General features: G+C 43.8%; 18 protein-coding genes and 1 tRNA gene. 9 read left to right on the forward strand and 10 right to left on the reverse strand.

The window, feature by feature from the left end:
- Nucleotides 1-6: 6 nt before the first annotated feature.
- The 5 genes from NDI44_RS00190 to NDI44_RS00210 all read right to left on the reverse strand — a co-directional run bounded on the left by NDI44_RS00190 (nt 7) and on the right by NDI44_RS00210 (nt 5,010).
- Entirely contained in the window at nt 7-1,365 is a 1,359-nt protein-coding gene (locus NDI44_RS00190; protein WP_190410020.1) for a DUF2330 domain-containing protein, read from the reverse strand.
- 29 nt (nt 1,366-1,394) lie between these two features.
- Entirely contained in the window at nt 1,395-2,321 is a 927-nt protein-coding gene (locus tag NDI44_RS00195; RefSeq protein WP_190410021.1) for an RnfABCDGE type electron transport complex subunit D, read from the reverse strand.
- Between the two features lie 486 nt (nt 2,322-2,807).
- Nucleotides 2,808-3,539 (reverse strand): DNA repair protein RadC, encoded by a 732-nt coding sequence (radC, locus tag NDI44_RS00200; protein ID WP_190410022.1) that lies wholly within the window; start codon nt 3,537-3,539, stop codon nt 2,808-2,810.
- Between the two features lie 135 nt (nt 3,540-3,674).
- The gene (locus NDI44_RS00205) at nt 3,675-4,625 is read right to left on the reverse strand and encodes a phosphoribulokinase (RefSeq protein WP_190410023.1); all 951 of its coding nucleotides are present in this window, start codon (nt 4,623-4,625) and stop codon (nt 3,675-3,677) included.
- Nucleotides 4,626-4,851: 226 nt separating this feature from the next.
- The gene (locus tag NDI44_RS00210; protein WP_190410024.1) at nt 4,852-5,010 is read right to left on the reverse strand and encodes a hypothetical protein; all 159 of its coding nucleotides are present in this window, start codon (nt 5,008-5,010) and stop codon (nt 4,852-4,854) included.
- 157 nt (nt 5,011-5,167) lie between these two features.
- Here NDI44_RS00210 and NDI44_RS00215 point away from each other — a divergent pair, with 157 nt between their 5' ends.
- Together NDI44_RS00215 and NDI44_RS00220 are read left to right on the forward strand one after the other, a co-directional pair.
- Nucleotides 5,168-6,199 carry an ATP-binding protein gene (locus tag NDI44_RS00215; RefSeq protein WP_190410025.1) on the forward strand — a complete coding sequence of 344 codons (1,032 nt, stop codon included), beginning with the start codon at nt 5,168-5,170 and terminating at the stop codon, nt 6,197-6,199.
- A gap of 28 nt (nt 6,200-6,227) precedes the next feature.
- Nucleotides 6,228-8,849, forward strand: a complete 2,622-nt coding sequence (locus tag NDI44_RS00220; RefSeq protein ID WP_190410026.1) for a S8 family peptidase — start codon at nt 6,228-6,230, stop codon at nt 8,847-8,849.
- Nucleotides 8,850-8,908: 59 nt separating this feature from the next.
- Here the strand turns inward: NDI44_RS00220 and NDI44_RS00225 are convergent, their stop codons facing one another.
- Both NDI44_RS00225 and NDI44_RS00230 read right to left on the reverse strand, forming a co-directional pair.
- Nucleotides 8,909-9,085: a hypothetical protein gene (locus tag NDI44_RS00225; protein ID WP_190410027.1), complete on the reverse strand. Its 177-nt coding sequence runs from the start codon at nt 9,083-9,085 to the stop codon at nt 8,909-8,911.
- A gap of 99 nt (nt 9,086-9,184) precedes the next feature.
- Nucleotides 9,185-9,257: transfer RNA gene (locus tag NDI44_RS00230), tRNA-Val, on the reverse strand.
- A gap of 91 nt (nt 9,258-9,348) precedes the next feature.
- Here NDI44_RS00230 and NDI44_RS00235 point away from each other — a divergent pair.
- Together NDI44_RS00235 and mazG are read left to right on the forward strand one after the other, a co-directional pair.
- Nucleotides 9,349-9,963, forward strand: coding sequence for a metal-binding protein (locus NDI44_RS00235; protein WP_190410028.1), 615 nt, complete (start codon nt 9,349-9,351; stop codon nt 9,961-9,963).
- Between the two features lie 28 nt (nt 9,964-9,991).
- The gene (gene mazG / locus NDI44_RS00240; protein ID WP_190410029.1) at nt 9,992-10,849 is read left to right on the forward strand and encodes a nucleoside triphosphate pyrophosphohydrolase; all 858 of its coding nucleotides are present in this window, start codon (nt 9,992-9,994) and stop codon (nt 10,847-10,849) included.
- Nucleotides 10,850-10,853: 4 nt separating this feature from the next.
- Here mazG and NDI44_RS00245 read toward each other — a convergent pair whose 3' ends face one another.
- The 3 genes from NDI44_RS00245 to NDI44_RS00255 all read right to left on the reverse strand — a co-directional run bounded on the left by NDI44_RS00245 (nt 10,854) and on the right by NDI44_RS00255 (nt 12,432).
- On the reverse strand, nt 10,854-11,087 hold the full coding sequence (locus NDI44_RS00245; protein WP_190410030.1) for a hypothetical protein: 234 nt from the start codon (nt 11,085-11,087) through the stop codon (nt 10,854-10,856).
- A gap of 258 nt (nt 11,088-11,345) precedes the next feature.
- Nucleotides 11,346-11,549 carry a tetratricopeptide repeat protein gene (locus NDI44_RS00250; protein WP_190410031.1) on the reverse strand — a complete coding sequence of 68 codons (204 nt, stop codon included), beginning with the start codon at nt 11,547-11,549 and terminating at the stop codon, nt 11,346-11,348.
- 202 nt (nt 11,550-11,751) lie between these two features.
- Entirely contained in the window at nt 11,752-12,432 is a 681-nt protein-coding gene (locus tag NDI44_RS00255; protein WP_190410032.1) for a hypothetical protein, read from the reverse strand.
- Between the two features lie 258 nt (nt 12,433-12,690).
- Here NDI44_RS00255 and NDI44_RS00260 point away from each other — a divergent pair, with 258 nt between their 5' ends.
- The 5 genes from NDI44_RS00260 (at nt 12,691) to NDI44_RS00280 (ending at nt 17,254) form a co-directional block, all read left to right on the forward strand.
- The gene (locus tag NDI44_RS00260; RefSeq protein ID WP_190410033.1) at nt 12,691-13,992 is read left to right on the forward strand and encodes a glutamate-5-semialdehyde dehydrogenase; all 1,302 of its coding nucleotides are present in this window, start codon (nt 12,691-12,693) and stop codon (nt 13,990-13,992) included.
- A gap of 256 nt (nt 13,993-14,248) precedes the next feature.
- Nucleotides 14,249-14,629 (forward strand): group 1 truncated hemoglobin, encoded by a 381-nt coding sequence (locus NDI44_RS00265; RefSeq protein WP_190410034.1) that lies wholly within the window; start codon nt 14,249-14,251, stop codon nt 14,627-14,629.
- Nucleotides 14,630-14,680: 51 nt separating this feature from the next.
- Nucleotides 14,681-15,604, forward strand: a complete 924-nt coding sequence (locus NDI44_RS00270; RefSeq protein ID WP_190410035.1) for a bestrophin family ion channel — start codon at nt 14,681-14,683, stop codon at nt 15,602-15,604.
- A 30-nt stretch (nt 15,605-15,634) separates the two neighbouring features.
- Nucleotides 15,635-16,006 (forward strand): dihydroneopterin aldolase, encoded by a 372-nt coding sequence (gene folB / locus NDI44_RS00275; RefSeq protein ID WP_190410036.1) that lies wholly within the window; start codon nt 15,635-15,637, stop codon nt 16,004-16,006.
- Nucleotides 16,007-16,078: 72 nt separating this feature from the next.
- The gene (locus NDI44_RS00280; RefSeq protein ID WP_190410037.1) at nt 16,079-17,254 is read left to right on the forward strand and encodes a patatin-like phospholipase family protein; all 1,176 of its coding nucleotides are present in this window, start codon (nt 16,079-16,081) and stop codon (nt 17,252-17,254) included.
- The last annotated feature ends 25 nt before the right edge of the window (nt 17,255-17,279 follow it).

Raw genomic sequence — 17,279 nt, forward strand, 5'->3', positions numbered from 1 at the left:
TCATTATTAAGGCCAGATGTTTTGCCACCAAGGTCTAGAACTGCTTTGTGCAACAGGCATTTTCTTCCGAATATCCTGAATATTCCACCCAGTCAGCTTGGCGAGAGTCTGCGCCTCTTGTTCAAATCGTTTAGTCAAAGACTGTTTATACTGTTGACCCGCTTGACACTTCACATCTCCTGTAAAGGGATGACGAAGAACATAACGACCTTGAAAACTTTGTTCATTTGATGTTTCTTGAAACACCAAATCTTCCGGGAATTTATCGCGGGTGTACCGGACATGGAGACGGGTGATAAAAACATTATTAGAGGGAACAACGGCTCTACGGAAAGGCGCTGACTCGCGGGCATCCGAAGGATAATTATCTAGCCAAAAAACACCAGCTTTCCGCAGTTCTTCTGGATTTAAAGGTTCGGCAGAACAGGGATCGCAGTTCCCCATGTTCCAGGCATATTCCAGAAAGGCAACCTTTTTATCCTCACGAGTGTATGAAGTTTGAAACATCGATTTGTAGAAATCACCAAATTCATTTTTGACGAATACTGGAATTTCAGCATCTGAGGGGATTTTTACAGTTCGGTAATTCGTAACTTCAGCTTGTCCTTTAGGTGATAAAACGTAAACAATTAAATCCTGTTCACTGGTAGAGTTAATCATCCCTAGACGAATCGGCAACATAAATTTAGGCGATTCGTAAGCCATCTGTAGAGGTCGCAGAAATTGAGAACCAGAATTTTGAAATTCTTTAAGATTGACCTTTGCAACAAAGAATTTCATGTTTTGCCGAATATAGGGTTGCAGCAGTTGTTTTGCACCCCGTGGAATCTTATATCCGTTGCGATTTAGCCAGGTTTCTAGACCGTTTGATTCTTTTGCACTGAGAATAACAATGTCATACTCTCCCACATTGAAACGAGCTTCTACAGTGACACCCAAGCTATTGTCTTCATCCCTGCTAGCTCTTGCACCGCCTGACGTTGGTGCGGATGCTGGTGCAGGGAGCCTCTCGTACATGACCGGATTACAAGGATCTTCGTCAAAATATTCCACCAGTCGCGGCGCACTAAAAGCATCCAATCGCTCGATAATTTTAGGGTCGCCAACGTGAACCTGTTCTTTCTGAAGCACTGTCGGAACGGGGACAACCAGAGCAAAGTCTTTGACATCGCCTTGATAGTCATTCGCCATCGTTAAAATAGTGCGATCGCGATCGCGAGCAATTACTACTTGCGACGCTTTATTGTAAAGCTTTGTATCTGCTTTCGCTACATAGAATCCACAAAATCCCCAGGCTGTCGGAGCAAAGCAAATAACAGCCAGAAGCGTTATCACTAAAGTTTTACAGATCCGAAATAACTTCATTGTCACCTCTGCTAGTAATTAATAAAAACTTACACTTGTAGATACGTCTCAGATTCAGTTTCCTCAGGTTTATCAATGACTGAAGTACTGAATGTCTGTGAAGAAGTCTCCGCCCAAGAAAATCGGGGTGCTGACCAGAGAAAATCTAACAGAACGGTCATAGGTGCAAGGGCGAATAAAGCCCAGAAAACAGCAGTAGAAATAAAAAATTGATTTCGCAAGAAAAAAGTTAAGCAGCCAATAGAAACTGCCCATACTAAACGCCCACTCCTAGCGTTAGGAATAGAACGAGGATCTGTAATCATAAATAGAGCGAATAACAACAAAGAACCGCTCATCAATCGATGTAAAAATACATCCCATGTCCAGCCAAGCCAAATATTGCGAGTAGCTTCCAACAAAGCGTAGGAACCTAAAAAAGCAGCAGTTGTATCCCAACGACCAACTCGTTTTAAAATCGTGCCCCCGGTGCCTGCAAATAACAGCGCATACCACCATTCATCTCCCCATTGTCCGGGCGAAACCCAGGCATCTTTTGTCAAGATAAGCGCGGCAATAATACCAAAATTAGCAGGGTTAAAAAAATGCTTATTCCGAAAATTAAAAATAAATTTACTGAGAATTGCGAAAGAACCAGCCAAAATCATTGTGCTGTAACTATCGGCTCTTAGCAGCAAACTGAGACCTAAAGCCGTAATAAAAGCACTCCGTAATGAAAGATTGATAGGAACATTTGTTAAAACAGAATCAATTTCATTGGGACAATTATCTTGTACCGGAAGCAAATTGAATAAGTTTTGTTTAATCGATACTGCTAGCCACTGAGTCCCCAGACAAGTTACCATGACCACTAGAATTAGATCCGGTCTTAGCGTCCAGTCTCTTGTCCAAATACCTAAGAACAGGAACAAGGATAGAAACAGAATTTGATAGTCTCGGACATCTTTTAGCAGCATTGCCGATTAATAGTAAGATTAGCCGTATCTTTCTCCTGAATCTAGACGCAATAAGATGCGAACAGGGGTTCTGTTACAGAAATTGTTACAAAGATGCCGGTTAGTTAAGACGGTTTTTACCAGCGATTCAACTCCCAGACTTCTTGGAGAAGCGAGGGATCTTGCCAATGCTTTTCATGAATTTTAGAAAGCTTTTCAAAAGTAGTCTATATAGAAATCTTATTTGAGTTATGAGCCAGCGATTTAGATCTCCGACTGCTTCATGAATCAGCAACTCTCACTTGTGAAATTGAGAAGCCTCCAAGATTAATGGCTATGCTTTACCCATAAGTCCAAAAACCCTGTAGGGATTTTCGCATTTGAGCGATAACTTGAGGACAAAAACGGGCAACTCGCTATCCAAAGGCTGCGCCCTTTCCCGTAGCATGACAGGGTTTTCAACAGATGTGGGTAAAGCATAGAGGTTATGGGGACGTTGTCACGACTTCAATCCCCCTGCGGATACTCCTCCCATAAGGTGGTTGTTTGCCGCAGACTCAGATAGTCACCATTGCCTAAAATCAAATGATCTAGCAGCGGAATACTTAAATATTGCGCTCCCATCAACAACTGACGGGTCAAATCCATATCTTCTTGACTGGGTTCAATGCTCCCTGACGGATGATTGTGTGCAATAATCAGCCGCGTCGCACCCTGGCGAAGGACTTCTCGGAAAATCTCGCGGGGAGGAGCCAACGTTTCAGTTGCAGTGCCAATGGTAATCACTTGAGTACCCACCAAGCGATTCTTTACATCCAACAGCACCACGGCAAATCGTTCTTGCATCTGCCACATCAACTCATGACTGAGCGCAGCAGCAGCGGCAGCAGGACTATCAATCATGGTGCTAACTCCGGGGCGAGATAGAAATGCCCGTTTTCCTAACTCAACCGCTGCTAGAATTGTGGTGGCTTTTGCTGGCCCTACACCGGGAATTTTTGTCAACTCTTGAACGCTGATATCTCGTAACATATCCAGCGGATCGCGTTGGTGTTGACTTAATTCCTGTAATATGTATTGCCCAAGACCGACAGCGGAAAGTTTCCCGGCCCCTTGACCCGTGCCCAGTAGAATCGCAATTAGCTCAGCGGTTGCAAGATTTTTGGCTCCCTGCGCCATTAATCGTTCGCGAGGACGTTCGCTAAGGGGTATATCTGCAATTCTGAGGCAATAGGTCATAAATGCACCGGGAAAGACTATATCTAGTTTTCCCGATAGTGCCGTGAGAGTTGCGATCGCGCCAAGAACAAAACAATTAAGAATTAAAAATTAAAAATTGAGAAAATCAACTTTTAATTTTGCATTTTTAATTTTTTAATTCTTTACTGTGTGGATATTTGCAGCTTTGAGCATATGATAGGCAACTAGTAGCTGAGTCAGTGCCAGAGGGTAACTTTGGAGCGTTTCCCCAGTTGTCCCGACGAGAGTACCCAGATTGGGGGTGCCGTCCAAGCTACAGAAAGGCAGTAAATCGGGGATGTCGTTACACAGCATCCGCTCTAAGTCTTTGACTTGTTCGCTGGTTGCTTGACCATCAATTTCTAGCACATCAACCGGCTTACCCATATCCCGCTCAAGTTCCAGGCGAATTGCCGGTTTGTAATTAGGACTGCTTGGGTTCAAAATCTCGGTCAAGCTTGGATGTGGAATTGTCGGTCTGAGTACCAATTGCACATTCAGGTGTGAACTGCTCTCCTCTGGCGCGTCTGTAGGCGGGTAGAAACTCACCACGATATCTGCCCATTGGCGCTGGGGACGGATGTATGCTTCTGAGTCTGGTTCGCGCTTTCTCAATTGTTCGCGAACCTGTTCTTCGTTATAGCCCCGTTTCATCGTATCTCGCTTGATCTTCCACTCAGCGCGTAGAGCTTCAGGCGGTGCTAAATAAACTTTTACATCGTGATAGTCACGGGTTTTCATGGTTGAATAACCGAGAAGCCCTTCAACAATCACAAACTTGCTCGGCTTGATATACTCAGGCGGATCGAACATCCCCGTGTCGTGGTTGTAAATCGGCTTCAGGATGGGCTGTCCATTTTGAAGCAGGGACAGGTGTTGCTCCATGATATCCAAGTAGTTGCAGTCGGGATGCAGTGCTGAAATTCCCTTCTCTGCACGTTGAATCCGGTCGTACTTGTGATAATCATCGGTACAGATAATGGTGACATTCTCTTCACCTAATATCTGAGCAATTCCTCGTGTTAGTGTTGTTTTACCAGCGGCACTGTCACCAACAATGCCTAGAATAATCGGACGATGGCTCATTTTCCCTCTCGTGCAAAAGCAAGTCCTGCTGGACATTCTGAATTGTTCAATTGTAGAAGGAATAGGGATCGACTCGATCGCAAGAATGCCTGCTGTTCGGGGGTTGGTTCTCTGTGCAGGTTGCTCCTAGTGCGTTCTTTATATCGGCACCCGCTGAGTAAATTAATGTAAATTAATCGCAATGCCAGATTGCGATCGCAATCTTCAGCAGTCTCTAAAATTAGCTCTACTCGCCCTCAACCGATGAATCCTGCGGTTCCCGTGCTGGGTTAACTGCGGCACTCATCAGGCAAAAAGCGATCGCCCACACAGCAGTTACAGCAACACATTGAGGCGTGGCAAGCGATGCGGTCAAAGTTGGGAGGGAGTGAATGAGCGATCGCATTCTACTTAATACTGTTTAACAAGGAGTCAGCGCTTCTACACGATGCACTATATTTTATGCTTATTATTTTTTATATAGTACATATGTACTAAAATATAAAATAAAGGTAGTAGTTGGCTAAAATAGGCTTGCACTACCCCTTATACTGAGGGGCGTAATGAAAGCAGAGCTTCTCAAGAGAATTTTTAGAGCGATCGCCAGTTCCGACACAGAGGCGATTGACAAACTTACGTACCTAGTAATCGAGGAAGAGCGTAGCAAGGGACATACGCTGCTAGCTGACCAGTTAGAGAACATAAAGAAAAAGAGCCAGAAGGAGAAGCCTGCAACAAATAGCAAAACAGCTTCTAACGCTGCTAAACTTGCTACTGCTTCGCTATCGGTATCGGAAAACTTACAGTCTCTCAGTGAACTGCCGACGAGCAAGCGCTTCAGTCTTCCCCTAGTTACTGTTATACCGAGGGAGAAACTACGGCATCATATGGTGCTGCCGGAAGTTGTGGAGAAACGTTTCCAGCGAATTGAGCGTGAGTATGCAGCAAGAGATAGACTTGCTCATCATGGACTGCGCTATAGGCAAAAAATTCTCTTGTACGGTTCTCCAGGTTGTGGAAAGACGCTGGGAGCAGAGCGTTTAGCCTGGAATACAGGTTTACCACTCGTCAAAGTTCGATTTGATGCAATGGTGTCGTCTTTTTTGGGCGAAACTGCAAGCAATTTGAGACTTGTATTTGAAGATGCCTCAAAAAATCCCTGTTTGTTGTTTCTTGATGAATGTGATTCGATTGCTAAGTCACGAGAAGACTCTCAAGAAGTTGGAGAAATCAAGCGAGTAGTCAATACATTTCTCCAGATTTTGGATGAGTATGAACCGTCCTCTGGTCTTCTGGTAGCAGCAACCAACCTCAACAAATCTCTTGATACTGCCCTTTGGAGACGATTTGATGACTTGATAGAAGTACCCAAGCCTGGAGAAAAAGAGTTAGGATTTATACTTAAAGATACACTATCTGCAATTGAAGTAGGCTCTATCAACTGGTCTAGTATCATTAAGCAGATGGAAGGTTTTTCTGCTGCTCAAGCTGTGAGGGTTGCACAAGATGCAGCTAAACGAGCAATTCTTGAGCGGGAGGAGCTAGTTATTCAGGAACATTTAGAAGAAGCTATTAAAGAAATCAAAGTGTCCTGAAGTTAAATTTTGGTGTCTGGAGAACTAAATGGTTGAACGCTCTGAGCGGTTTCCGCATATCCAGCTTAAGCTAACAACACAAGGAATTGCTGCATCTCCGCCAGGAGGAGGAAGAAAACAAAATCCCCAAACATCTGCAAATTTAAGTGATAGATGGGGACATGGAAGTAAGCTAAAGAGTTCAGTAGACTCCTTAGTTTCTTATTGGCAAGATACTCAAGAAAAACGAGAGGAAGAGGGAAAGCCACTAAATTCTGAAAAATCTATACCTATCATTTTACAAATTGATCCTACTGCTTTTGATGCAGAAGATTTGAGGAAATATGGTATTGAATTAATTGCTGAATTGGAAAATGGATATATTGTTGGGGCTTCTGCCAATGAGACAGAAGAATTTAGTGAACTACAGAAGAAGATAGAGAAATTTATTAAAGAAGAGCGAGGGGGTAATAAGGTTGCGGGGATATGGGAAATTCTGGATGGAACTAGGCGACCAGAATACATCCTTTCACCAGAATTACTAAATCAGTGGGATCAGATTGGAGATGAGCAAATATATATTGTGGATGTAGGAGTTGCCTGTGTAGGTACTAAGTCACAATTACCTGAATGCCCAGAACGGAAGGAAGGAGAGAGTGATGAAAAATATGCTAAACGAATTAATAATTGGATAGACAAACGTGATGCTACATACCAGCAATGGGATGCTCTCAAATCGCAGCGAGAAGATGAACTAACGGATTTCGTCACCTCTCCTCCATATCAGGGAGAAATTTTAAATATAGTCGATGGAATAATTCCTAAATCTTCTGAGCTGTCAGACAGTTTTTCTTGCCGCATTCAAATCTCAGGTCAAGGGTTAAAAGATTTAGTTTTAAGCTTTCCTTATATTTTTGATGTTAGTGAGCCAGATGAGTTTGCTGAAATTCTTCAGCGGGAAGGATTACGTGATACTGTTTCTCCTCCACCGTTTCAACTAGAATCACCAGAATCAAATGCTCCTAAAGTATGTGTAATAGATAGTGGTATTCAAGAAAGACATTCTCTTCTCAAGGCAGCAATTGATTCAGGAAACTCAAGGTCTTGGATTCCTGGAAAGACTCAACAAACGGCTGATTACGTTAGTAATGGTGGGCATGGAACTAGAGTCGCTGGTGCAGTAATTTATCCAAGAACTATTCCTCGTAGTGGCACGAAAAAAGCTGTCTGCTGGATTCAAAATGCCAGAGTTCTTGATGATAAATGCCAACTACCTAAGCAGCTATTTCCGCCTAATTTACTAAGTGAAGTTGTAGAACTTTATCACGAGCAAACAGGAACAAAACTTTTTAACCACTCTATCACTGGGGATGTTCCTTGCCGAACTCAATATATGAGTGCTTGGGCAGCGGCTATTGATAATCTGACATGGCAGAAGGATATTCTTTTTATTGTTGCATCTGGCAATTTACCCTTAAACAGACCCTTAAACGAAAAAAAAGGCTTTACAAGATTATCTGTTCAAGAACATCTTGCTGCAAATCGAACATATCCTGATTATCTGTTAGCAGATTCCTGTAGAATTGCTAACCCAGCACAAAGTTTTCAATCTTTAACTGTTGGCTCAATTTCTTCAGTTTCTTATAATGTTCCGCCTTGTTACTCGATATCAGAAAAAGATAAACCATCAGCCTTTTCACGCTCTGGTTTAGGAATTTGGGAAACGATTAAACCGGAAGTAGTTGAATATGGTGGGGATTTAGTTAAAGATGAAGGTACACCACCCAATATTACTTACCCTAAAAATGTTTGCCCTGAATTAGTGCGTTCAACTTTAAATGGTGGTTCAGCCGTTGCATCTGATACTATTGGAACATCATTTGCTGCGCCAAAAGTTAGCCATATTGCTGCATGTATTGCGGCTGACTTGCCTGATGAAAATTGCCTTCTCTACCGGGCGTTGATAGTACAATCAGCCAGATGGTCAGAATCAGCAAAAGCAAAATTAGAAACTGTTCGTTTAATGGGTTATGGTATCCCAAATCTTGAACGGGCTTTAGGTAATGCTCCAAATCGTATCACTTTAATTACCAGAGGAGAGCGTCTTATCAAAGCTAGACAGGCTCATGTTTACCAAGTCAAATTACCTGAAGAATTGCGAACTCAGGGAGAGGATTTTGATATTTTGATGGAAGTTACCTTGTCTTACAAAGCACAACCACGTCGCACTCGTAGAAATCGTCGAAAATATCTTTCTACTTGGCTCGATTGGGATTGCAGTAAGAGAGGAGAAGATCCACAACGATTTCTTGCCAGGATTTTAGATAAATATGATGCTCCGGAAGATGCCGAAAAAGGAGAGGGAATTTTTAAATGGACTCTAGGCAAACAAAATAATCACGGAATAATTAGAGATGTATCTAGAAGTGCAGGAACTATTCAAAAAGATTGGACTACTGTAAAGTCATTTGAACTCACAGAAGCTTTCTGTATTGCAGTAGTTGGACATGAGGGCTGGAATAACGATCCAAATGCTGAAGTTCCCTATTCTCTAGTAGTTAGTTTTGAGGCTTTAGGGGTTAATATCCCAATTTATACGGCTCTTGTCGAAGCTCAAGTTGAAATAGAGGTTGAGCAGCAAGTAGAAATTCAATCACTAGGGGGCATCTGACGCAATTACTTACTTTCTCCTCTAGCTGCAATCTCAATTTCTCCAATTTAGCGAGTAAACTATTGCCGCCCCATATTATTCCCTGAGGTACTGAGATAATGACGGAGTATGAAAGAGCGATCGCTTATTCGTAAGCCAAACTCCACGGGTTCGAGCGATCGCTCGAAGATAGCACAACAGGCGACCCCAATCGTTCGGCTCCATAATCTGCTATTGTGGTTCCGAGATGCGCGCATACCTTCCCTTCTCCAAATGAATCTGGATGAAGCTGAATTCGGCTAAATGACATTAATCTGTCGCAAATGACAGAGAGTTAGTCACTATACAATTTTTAATGGGCAGTACTGGACTCGAACCAGTGACATCCTGCTTGTAAGGCAGGCGCTCTACCAACTGAGCTAACCGCCCAAATTCAGACACTTTTTAGATAATAGCAGATTACGCTGCTGCTGCTACTATTCAAACAGAATAAATTTTAAAAAATCTCAAATTTTAACGGATGCCCTCTGGTCGGACGCACGATCGCATTACTTTATGGTGCCTGCCTTGGGTGGCGGGCATGACGTTCGGGCTGACTCGCAGTGGCGATCTGACGTTAATTGTTTCCGGAGGATTTTTATTCAGCGGGCTAATGTTTAGCCCAGACTTGGATTTAAACTCCCGTCCTTATCAGCGTTGGGGCTGGTTGCGGTGGATTTGGATACCTTACCAGAAGAGTTTACGTCACCGCTCGGTTTTTTCCCACGGGTTGGCAATTGGGACAATCGTGCGATCGCTTTATCTCTCCTGCTGGCTCTTTCTCGTGGGATTGTTGATATTGGGGATGCTACAGCTAGTCTGGGGTGTCGGGTGGACTTGGCAGGTGGTAGCGAATCAGGCGCAGCGATCGCTTACTCAATATCCGGCTGAATGGATGGCGCTGTTTGTGGGTTTGGAATTGGGTGCAATGAGTCACTCATTCAGTGACTGGGGGGGTTCTGCCTACAAGCGGTTTAAAAAAAGTGGCTTGAAGACGGTGATGCCTAAGCGAGTGAAGACTCGGAAGCGAACGGGCGCATCGAGTCGGCGCAGAGTCCAGAAACCAACCGCCAAGACACAGAGAACGCGAAGGTAAGATCGAAAGGCCAACTGAATTTTCGTTTATGTTGAATTCCCCAGAATCTGCTCATCCCATGCCTCAAACTGCACTAGAAGCGCTGCAACAGTTGATTGAGATTGTTGCCCAGTTGCGATCACCCGATGGGGGTTGTCCTTGGGATTTAGCGCAAACTCCCCAAACCCTCACCCCGTATGTCATCGAAGAAGCTTATGAAGTCGTAGATGCGATTCGCACTGGGGATAAAGATGCGATCGCTGAAGAACTGGGGGACTTATTGCTACAAGTGATGCTGCAAGCGCAGATTGCCAGTGAATCCGGGCAATTTAGCTTAACCGATGTCGTTCAGGGGCTGACTCAGAAGCTGATCCGCCGTCATCCTCACGTCTTTGGAGAGGTTGAAGTCGAAACTGCGGAGGAAGTCCACGAAAATTGGCAGAAAATCAAAGCCGCAGAAAAAGGAGAAACGACTCAAGACGCGCAACAGCTAAGTCGCAAACTGACTCGTTATTCCCGCACATTGCCGCCACTGATGGCGGGGATGAAAATCTCTCAAAAAGCTGCGGCGGCTGGGTTTGAGTGGGAGAATATTGAGGGTGTGTGGGCGAAGTTTCACGAAGAGTTAGCAGAATTTGAAGAGGCACTGCAACAGGAAGACGAAGCCCATCAGCAAGCGGAACTGGGAGATTTATTATTTACGGTGATTAATCTTGCCCGTTGGTACGATCTCGATCCTTCAGAAGCTTTACAGGGAACGAATCAGCGATTTATTCAGCGTCTGAAAAAAATGGAGGCTTTTGCCGACCGTCCCCTCTCTGATTACACATTAGATGAGTTGGAAACGCTTTGGCAACAAGCGAAAGCTCAGTTAGCAGCTTCGGGGGAATTAAACCAGGAACGCTAAATTTTTAAGCTGCGATTTGGGAATCTTGAATGAGGATGCGATACAGTTCTTCTTCCAGCCAGCACTCATCTTCTTCTGCTAGCACCAACCGTGCCTGCCGCCATATCCCAGCCATCTCTGAATCTGTGTACTTTGAAGTCAGTTTCTCCGATAGCTGTTCCAATGCTCTTGAATTCCGAGCGATCGCGATTGATGCCATTCTCCAGGAATCCCACCCATTTTTTGAAACTGCACTCATTTTCTGAAGCCCACTTCCTGACTGTTCTTTACTTAACTTAGAGGTCATTGGATTCGATTATCTTCCGTCAAAATACTGAATCTATGTAACTTCATATACTCTTCATAGGAAAACAATACTTATATAAATTTGCGATGAAATTTTCTAGCACCTGGTTTGCTGCTTTGAGTTCCTCAGCACCAAGAAGAAGGCGAACCGTGCGCTTGCAGTGTTCGCCCTTTTTGAAACTACAGGTTGGATGAAGAAAATTTCCGAAATTTAGAACACGGAGGGGAGGAAAAAACCAAGGGCGATCGCTTTTTGGGTCTGCCCGCTCCCTTGATAAGCTTTCGCTAGCCCCATCAAACCTCTCAGGTAGTCTTTAGCGCGAGCATCGGAACAATGGCAGTATTGCTTGAGCAACCGAACTGCCTCTTGATATCGTCCTTGTTTGAGCGCGTCAAATCCGGCTTCGAGTGACATAATGCATCTCCCTGAAGAAGGAGCAGCGGTATTGGTTGACCAAATACTCGCTAGATACACGGTTTGTCACAGTAGTTTCGGAAAATTTCAGAAATTCATCTACCAAAAGATAGAACCATTGAAATGAAAAACCCGCTTTCTCGAAGAAACCGGGTTTATGGGGATGAAACTAAATAAAAAATTTCATCGCCGCCAGCGATACTCAAAGAGTATCGCTGGCGGTAGATTCATCATCTTCTGAGTAATCTCCGCTTAAATATTGAGCAAGAAATTTGTCAATAACTTTTACAATTTCTCCGCACTCAGGGCTATCGGAAGACTCTTGGAGGATATCTCTATCTAAGACATCTAGCTGCTGATTTTCTATCACCAGCTCTTCTTTCAGCAGAGATTTACCTAAATCAAGTGGAAATTGCTGAAGGGAGTCCTCAAGCGATCGCAAACTTTCTACTAAGTCTAACTGCAATCGATCTACCATTTGGAGACGAGTCTCTACGTCAGACTGCGATTGCACAAGCGCGTCGAAATACTCTAATGAATCTAAGGGCAAGTCTATCGCGGGGAGGCGTTCATCTAAATCAATGTCTAAATCAATGTCTAACAGCTCGACCGGAACACTTCTAGTTGAACTAGCCCGTAACTGCTGCGACTTTTGGCACTCTTCAGCACTATTAGCCAACAATTGCTGTAATTTTTGACAGGTTTTAGGCAAATTAGCCAGCAACTGCTGGGATTTTTGGCGCTTTTTAACGCCATCAGCTCGTAACTGCTGGGATTTTTGGCACTCTTGAGCCAAATCAATCCGTAACTGTTGTCTAGATTGCAACTGTTTATCTGCGGGTGGGCTAGCAGAAACTAACAGTTTTTTTTGATGTATACTCATTTAAGTTATATTTTGTAATTTTTCTGAAAATTTTATTTTCATACTACTTATATATTTTACAAACAACAATTAAGAATTTATTAAAATGAGCTAAAATCGAGCTAATAAATTTAATTTATAAATCAATTAAAAAGTAGTAAACCTATCTCTAGCCTTAGGTTCATCCGATTTAAACTCAGGCATCCCATCTATTAGAATTTAAACAGAAGCCACATTTTGCTAAACTTTGGCTTGAACGTAGGCGTTTGATTCAGAGCCATGACTTCCCAGATTGCTTCCATGTCCTTAAGTGCGATCGCTCAAAAAACTCGTCAAGCAGCGCGAAGCTTGGCAGTGTTGTCCGCAGAGGCGAAAAATCAAGCGATTGAAGCGATCGCGCAAGCGCTAGAAGCCGCAACACCAGAGATTGTGGCGGCGAATGCGGCAGATTGCAAGGCAGCGGAGGCGGCAGGAATTCCCAAACCGCTTTACGCTCGCTTGAAGTTAGATGAAACAAAGCTAAAAGGCGCGATCGCGGGAGTGAGAGATGTGGGGCGTCTGCCCGATCCCGTGGGCGCACTACAGGTTCACCGGGAACTGGATGAGGGATTAATTCTCAAGCGCGTTACCTGTCCTCTAGGCGTTCTGGGAGTGATTTTTGAAGCGCGTCCCGATGCAGTGATGCAAATTTCCACTCTTGCCATCAAATCTGGCAACGGTGTTATCCTCAAATGCGGACAGGAAGCGGTGCGCTCTTGTGAAGCGCTGGTGAAAGCGATTCGCCAAGGATTAGCGAAGACTGAAGTAAATCCAGATGTAGTGCAATTGCTGACAACGAGAGAGGAAACCTTAGAACTGCTGAAATTAGATCAATTTGTAGATTTAATTATTCCCAGAGGTTCTAACTCTTTTGTCCGTTTTGTGCAAGAAAATACTCGCATTCCTGTTTTGGGTCATGCCGAAGGGATTTGTCATGTCTATGTGGACAAAGCGGCGGATCTGCAAAAAGCTGTCTCGATTACCGTAGACGCCAAAACCCACTACCCAGCCGCCTGCAACGCTGTGGAGACTCTGCTAGTGCATCGTGCGATCGCATCGGAATTGTTACCGCAAGTTGCGAATACTTTGCAATCAAAAAATGTAGAATTGCGAGGAGATGAAAGCACTTGCGAAATCCTGAACATTACACAGGCGACTGAAGCCGACTGGGCGACAGAATACAGCGATTTAATTCTCTCAATCAAAATTGTGGATTCTCTCTCAGAAGCGATTGACCATATTAATACCTACGGTTCTCGGCATACTGATGCCATCGTGACAGAAGATACTGCTGCTGCAACTAATTTTCTGGCACAAGTCAATGCTGCTGGAGTCTTTCATAACTGTTCAACTCGCTTTGCCGATGGCTTCCGTTACGGATTAGGCGCAGAAGTGGGAATCAGTACTCAAATGATGCCTCCTCGCGGCCCTGTAGGCTTAGAAGGACTGGTGACATACAAATATCAAATCGCAGGCGATGGGCATATTGCTGCCACCTACAGCGGTGCAGATGCCAAACTCTTTACTCATCGAGATTTGTAGACACCGAATCTAGGTGTAGTAGAAATACTCGGCGGAGAATCTCCCTAAATTTTCTCACCCCCGAAAGCAGCCCAGTGAAGGTCGAAGATAAATTTTTCCAACAGAAGCCCAGGAAAAATTTTATTCGCGAGTGCTGGGGTGTACTTTAAAGTAGGATTGAGGTTTTTTAAAACCTTAAAATGCTTACCGAGCGATCGCTAACTTTGCCAGTTGCCAAGGAGAATTCAGGAATTATTTAATTCAAGAAGAAGCCATTATGAACTCACAACTATCACTTTATGAACGCCTGGGCGGTGTTTACAATATTGCAGCCGTAGTCGATGATTTCATTGACAGAATCATGGTTGACCCGAAATTGAATGCAAATCCTCTCGTAGATGAAGCACATCACCGAGTGTCAAAAGCAGGTTTCAAGTATCTGGTTACAGAAATGGTTTGCTGGGCGACAGGTGGCCCGCAACAATATACGGGTCGTTCAATGCACGATTCTCATGTTCATCTGAAAATTTCTCCTGAAGAGTGGGAAGTATTTCTGGCGGATTTTCAACAAAGTTTAGATAAGTTTGAAGTTCCTCAGACAGAGCAGAAAGAGCTATTTGATATCGTTGCCAGCACTCGGCAAGATATTGTTGAATGAAGGCGATAACGATGATTTAATCTTTTTCTGCTTCAGTGAATAAACAGCAGCATGACGATTGAGAATAAAAACTGGTTTGCAATGGCTTTACAGTTGAGGGGATCGGTCGCACCGACTATTTTTCCCCGCGTTCTTTTGTGTGGAGGGTTTGGTTTTTTCGTTTCTATTCTTGATTATTTTAAATTACCGATTGCTGGAAACCTTTTAGATAATCTGGTTACTAATGTTGTTTATAATCTGGTTTTAGGCTTATTATTGGTTTTCCGGACAAATACGGCTTACGAGCGGTTTTGGGAAGGGCGCAAATCTTGGGGTATTTTAGTCGTGAACGTCCGTAATTTAGCGCGGCAAATTCAAGTGTCGGTTGCGGAACGAGAATCAACAGATAGAGAGGATAAAGCAACAGCGATGCGGTTATTAGGAGCTTTTGCGATCGCAACTAAGTTACAGTTGCGACAAGAGGCTTTAAACGACGAGTTAGAAGAGATAGTAACTCCATCGCAATTTCTTCAGCTCAAAAGCGTTAAAAACCCTCCGCTAAAGATAGCATTTTGGATTGGGGATTACCTACAGCAGCAACACGATCGGAACTCCTTAAATAATAATCAGTTAGCTGCAATGAATGCATTGCTAGATAATATGGTAGAAGCTTTAACTGGCTGCGAACGCATTTTGAAAACCCCCATTCCTTTAGCTTATGCGATTTACCTAAAGCGACTGTTGCTGATCTATGGCTTCGCACTACCTTTTCAACTTGTCGATACTTCCGGCTGGTGGACAGGGCTAGGTGTCGGTATAATTAGTTTTATTTTATTTGGGATTGAAGAAATCGGTAATGAAATTGAAAATCCTTTTGGACGAGATCCGAATGATTTACCATTAGATGATATTTGCACCACAATTATTGAGAATCTTGAAGATTTAACGAAGATACCGGAGCAAAGTTTAGGAGAAATTTTGGCTCCTCAGGTTTGAAGTAGCAAGGAAATTAAAGTTTTTGAGAAAATGGATAGCATTCAGCTAACAGGAATTCGCTGCTACGGCTACACTGGTTACTTACCAGAAGAACAGGTATTGGGGCAATGGTTTGAAGTAGACGTAACTTTGTGGCTAGATTTGGCACCAGCAGGCATCAGCGACGCCATAGAAGACACGCTGGATTACCGCGCGGTGATTTCGACAGTGAAGGATTTGGTAAAAACCGCTAAGTTTGCCCTCGTAGAAAAGTTAATCAGCGCGATCGCAGATGCCATCTTAGAATTCAAGCAAGTGTCGCAAGTCCAAGTGCGGTTAACGAAACCGGGCGCACCGATTCCAGACTTTGGCGGCAAAATTACGATTGACATTACGAGGGCGAATCAAAAGGGGAATGGGTAGAAGACCCCTAAACAAGGAAGAATGACCAATTAGTTATTGGATTTGACAGCAATCTTTTGTGGGGAAAAAAGCGTGACTTTTCGCATTTTGAGCTTTGACGGAGGTGGTATCCGGGGTGTCATTTCAGCAACGATGCTGACAGAGATCGAGAAAATTATCGGTCAGCCCTTAAGCCAATACTTCCACTTAATTGCAGGAACCTCTACCGGGTCAATTTTGGCGGCGTCGATTGCTAGCGATCGCACAGCCCAGGACATTGTGGATGTGTATCAGAACAAAGGAACTCGAATCTTTCCATACCGAAATCTTTGGTCGGCGCAACGGGTCGGGTTGCTTCTTCAGTACGGCCCTTCTGCCCCTAAATACTCAAACAAAGGTTTGATTGAGTCTCTCAAAGAAGAATTTAAATACAAAAAACTGTCGGATATTACTTCAACAAAGCTCTTAATTACTGCCTACGACACAATTAAGCGAGAACCGATTATTTTTAAAAGCTGGCGCAAAATATTTGCTGAACTTCCCTTATGGGAAGCGTGTCTCTGTTCTGCTTCTGCCCCAACTTTTTTTCCTGCCTATAGACTGGATAAAAAAGAAGAAGGGATTGCCCAAGGCGGAGATACGAACTCGATTACGTTAGGGCAAGAAGCCGCAGAAGACAATGGTGATTACAATCAAATGCAGATTGAAATCACCGGCGGGACGGGACGCGGTCAGAATCGTAGCATCATTGGTTACAGAGGCGGGACTCGGATGGCGATTGTGGATGAGGCGTGGAACGTAGTGCCTAATAATACTTCTGCTTACCGAATTACTAACGTATACTCGGTGATTGACGGTGGTGTTGGGGCAAATAATCCCACAGCTTGCGCGATCGCTGAAGCCCTGCGGTTAGGTTATAAACCCCACGAAATTTCAGTTTTATCCCTCGGTACGGGAAGTCTTACCCGCGCAATTCCGCTTGAAAGTGCCCAACAATGGGGTGCGATTCAGTGGGCACTCCCGATTCTTGATGTAATTTTTGATGCTTCGTCAGATATTAATAGTTACATTGCTAAACAGGTGATTGATGAGGATAGTCGTTACTTGCGCTTGCAATTTAAACTCGATAGCAAGTTGACTGGGAAACGATTGAGTGACGATATCGATGATGCGAGTCCGGCAAATGTCATGAATCTAATTGAAGCCGCCAAAGTCTACATCAACCTACCACAAGTGCAAAGATCGTTGAGGGATTTTATAAATAGTTAGCAGACTCAGAAAAATTAAAAATAAG

The organism is Trichocoleus sp. DQ-A3 (assembly GCF_039961975.1).
Taxonomy (GTDB): domain Bacteria; phylum Cyanobacteriota; class Cyanobacteriia; order Cyanobacteriales; family FACHB-T130; genus FACHB-T130.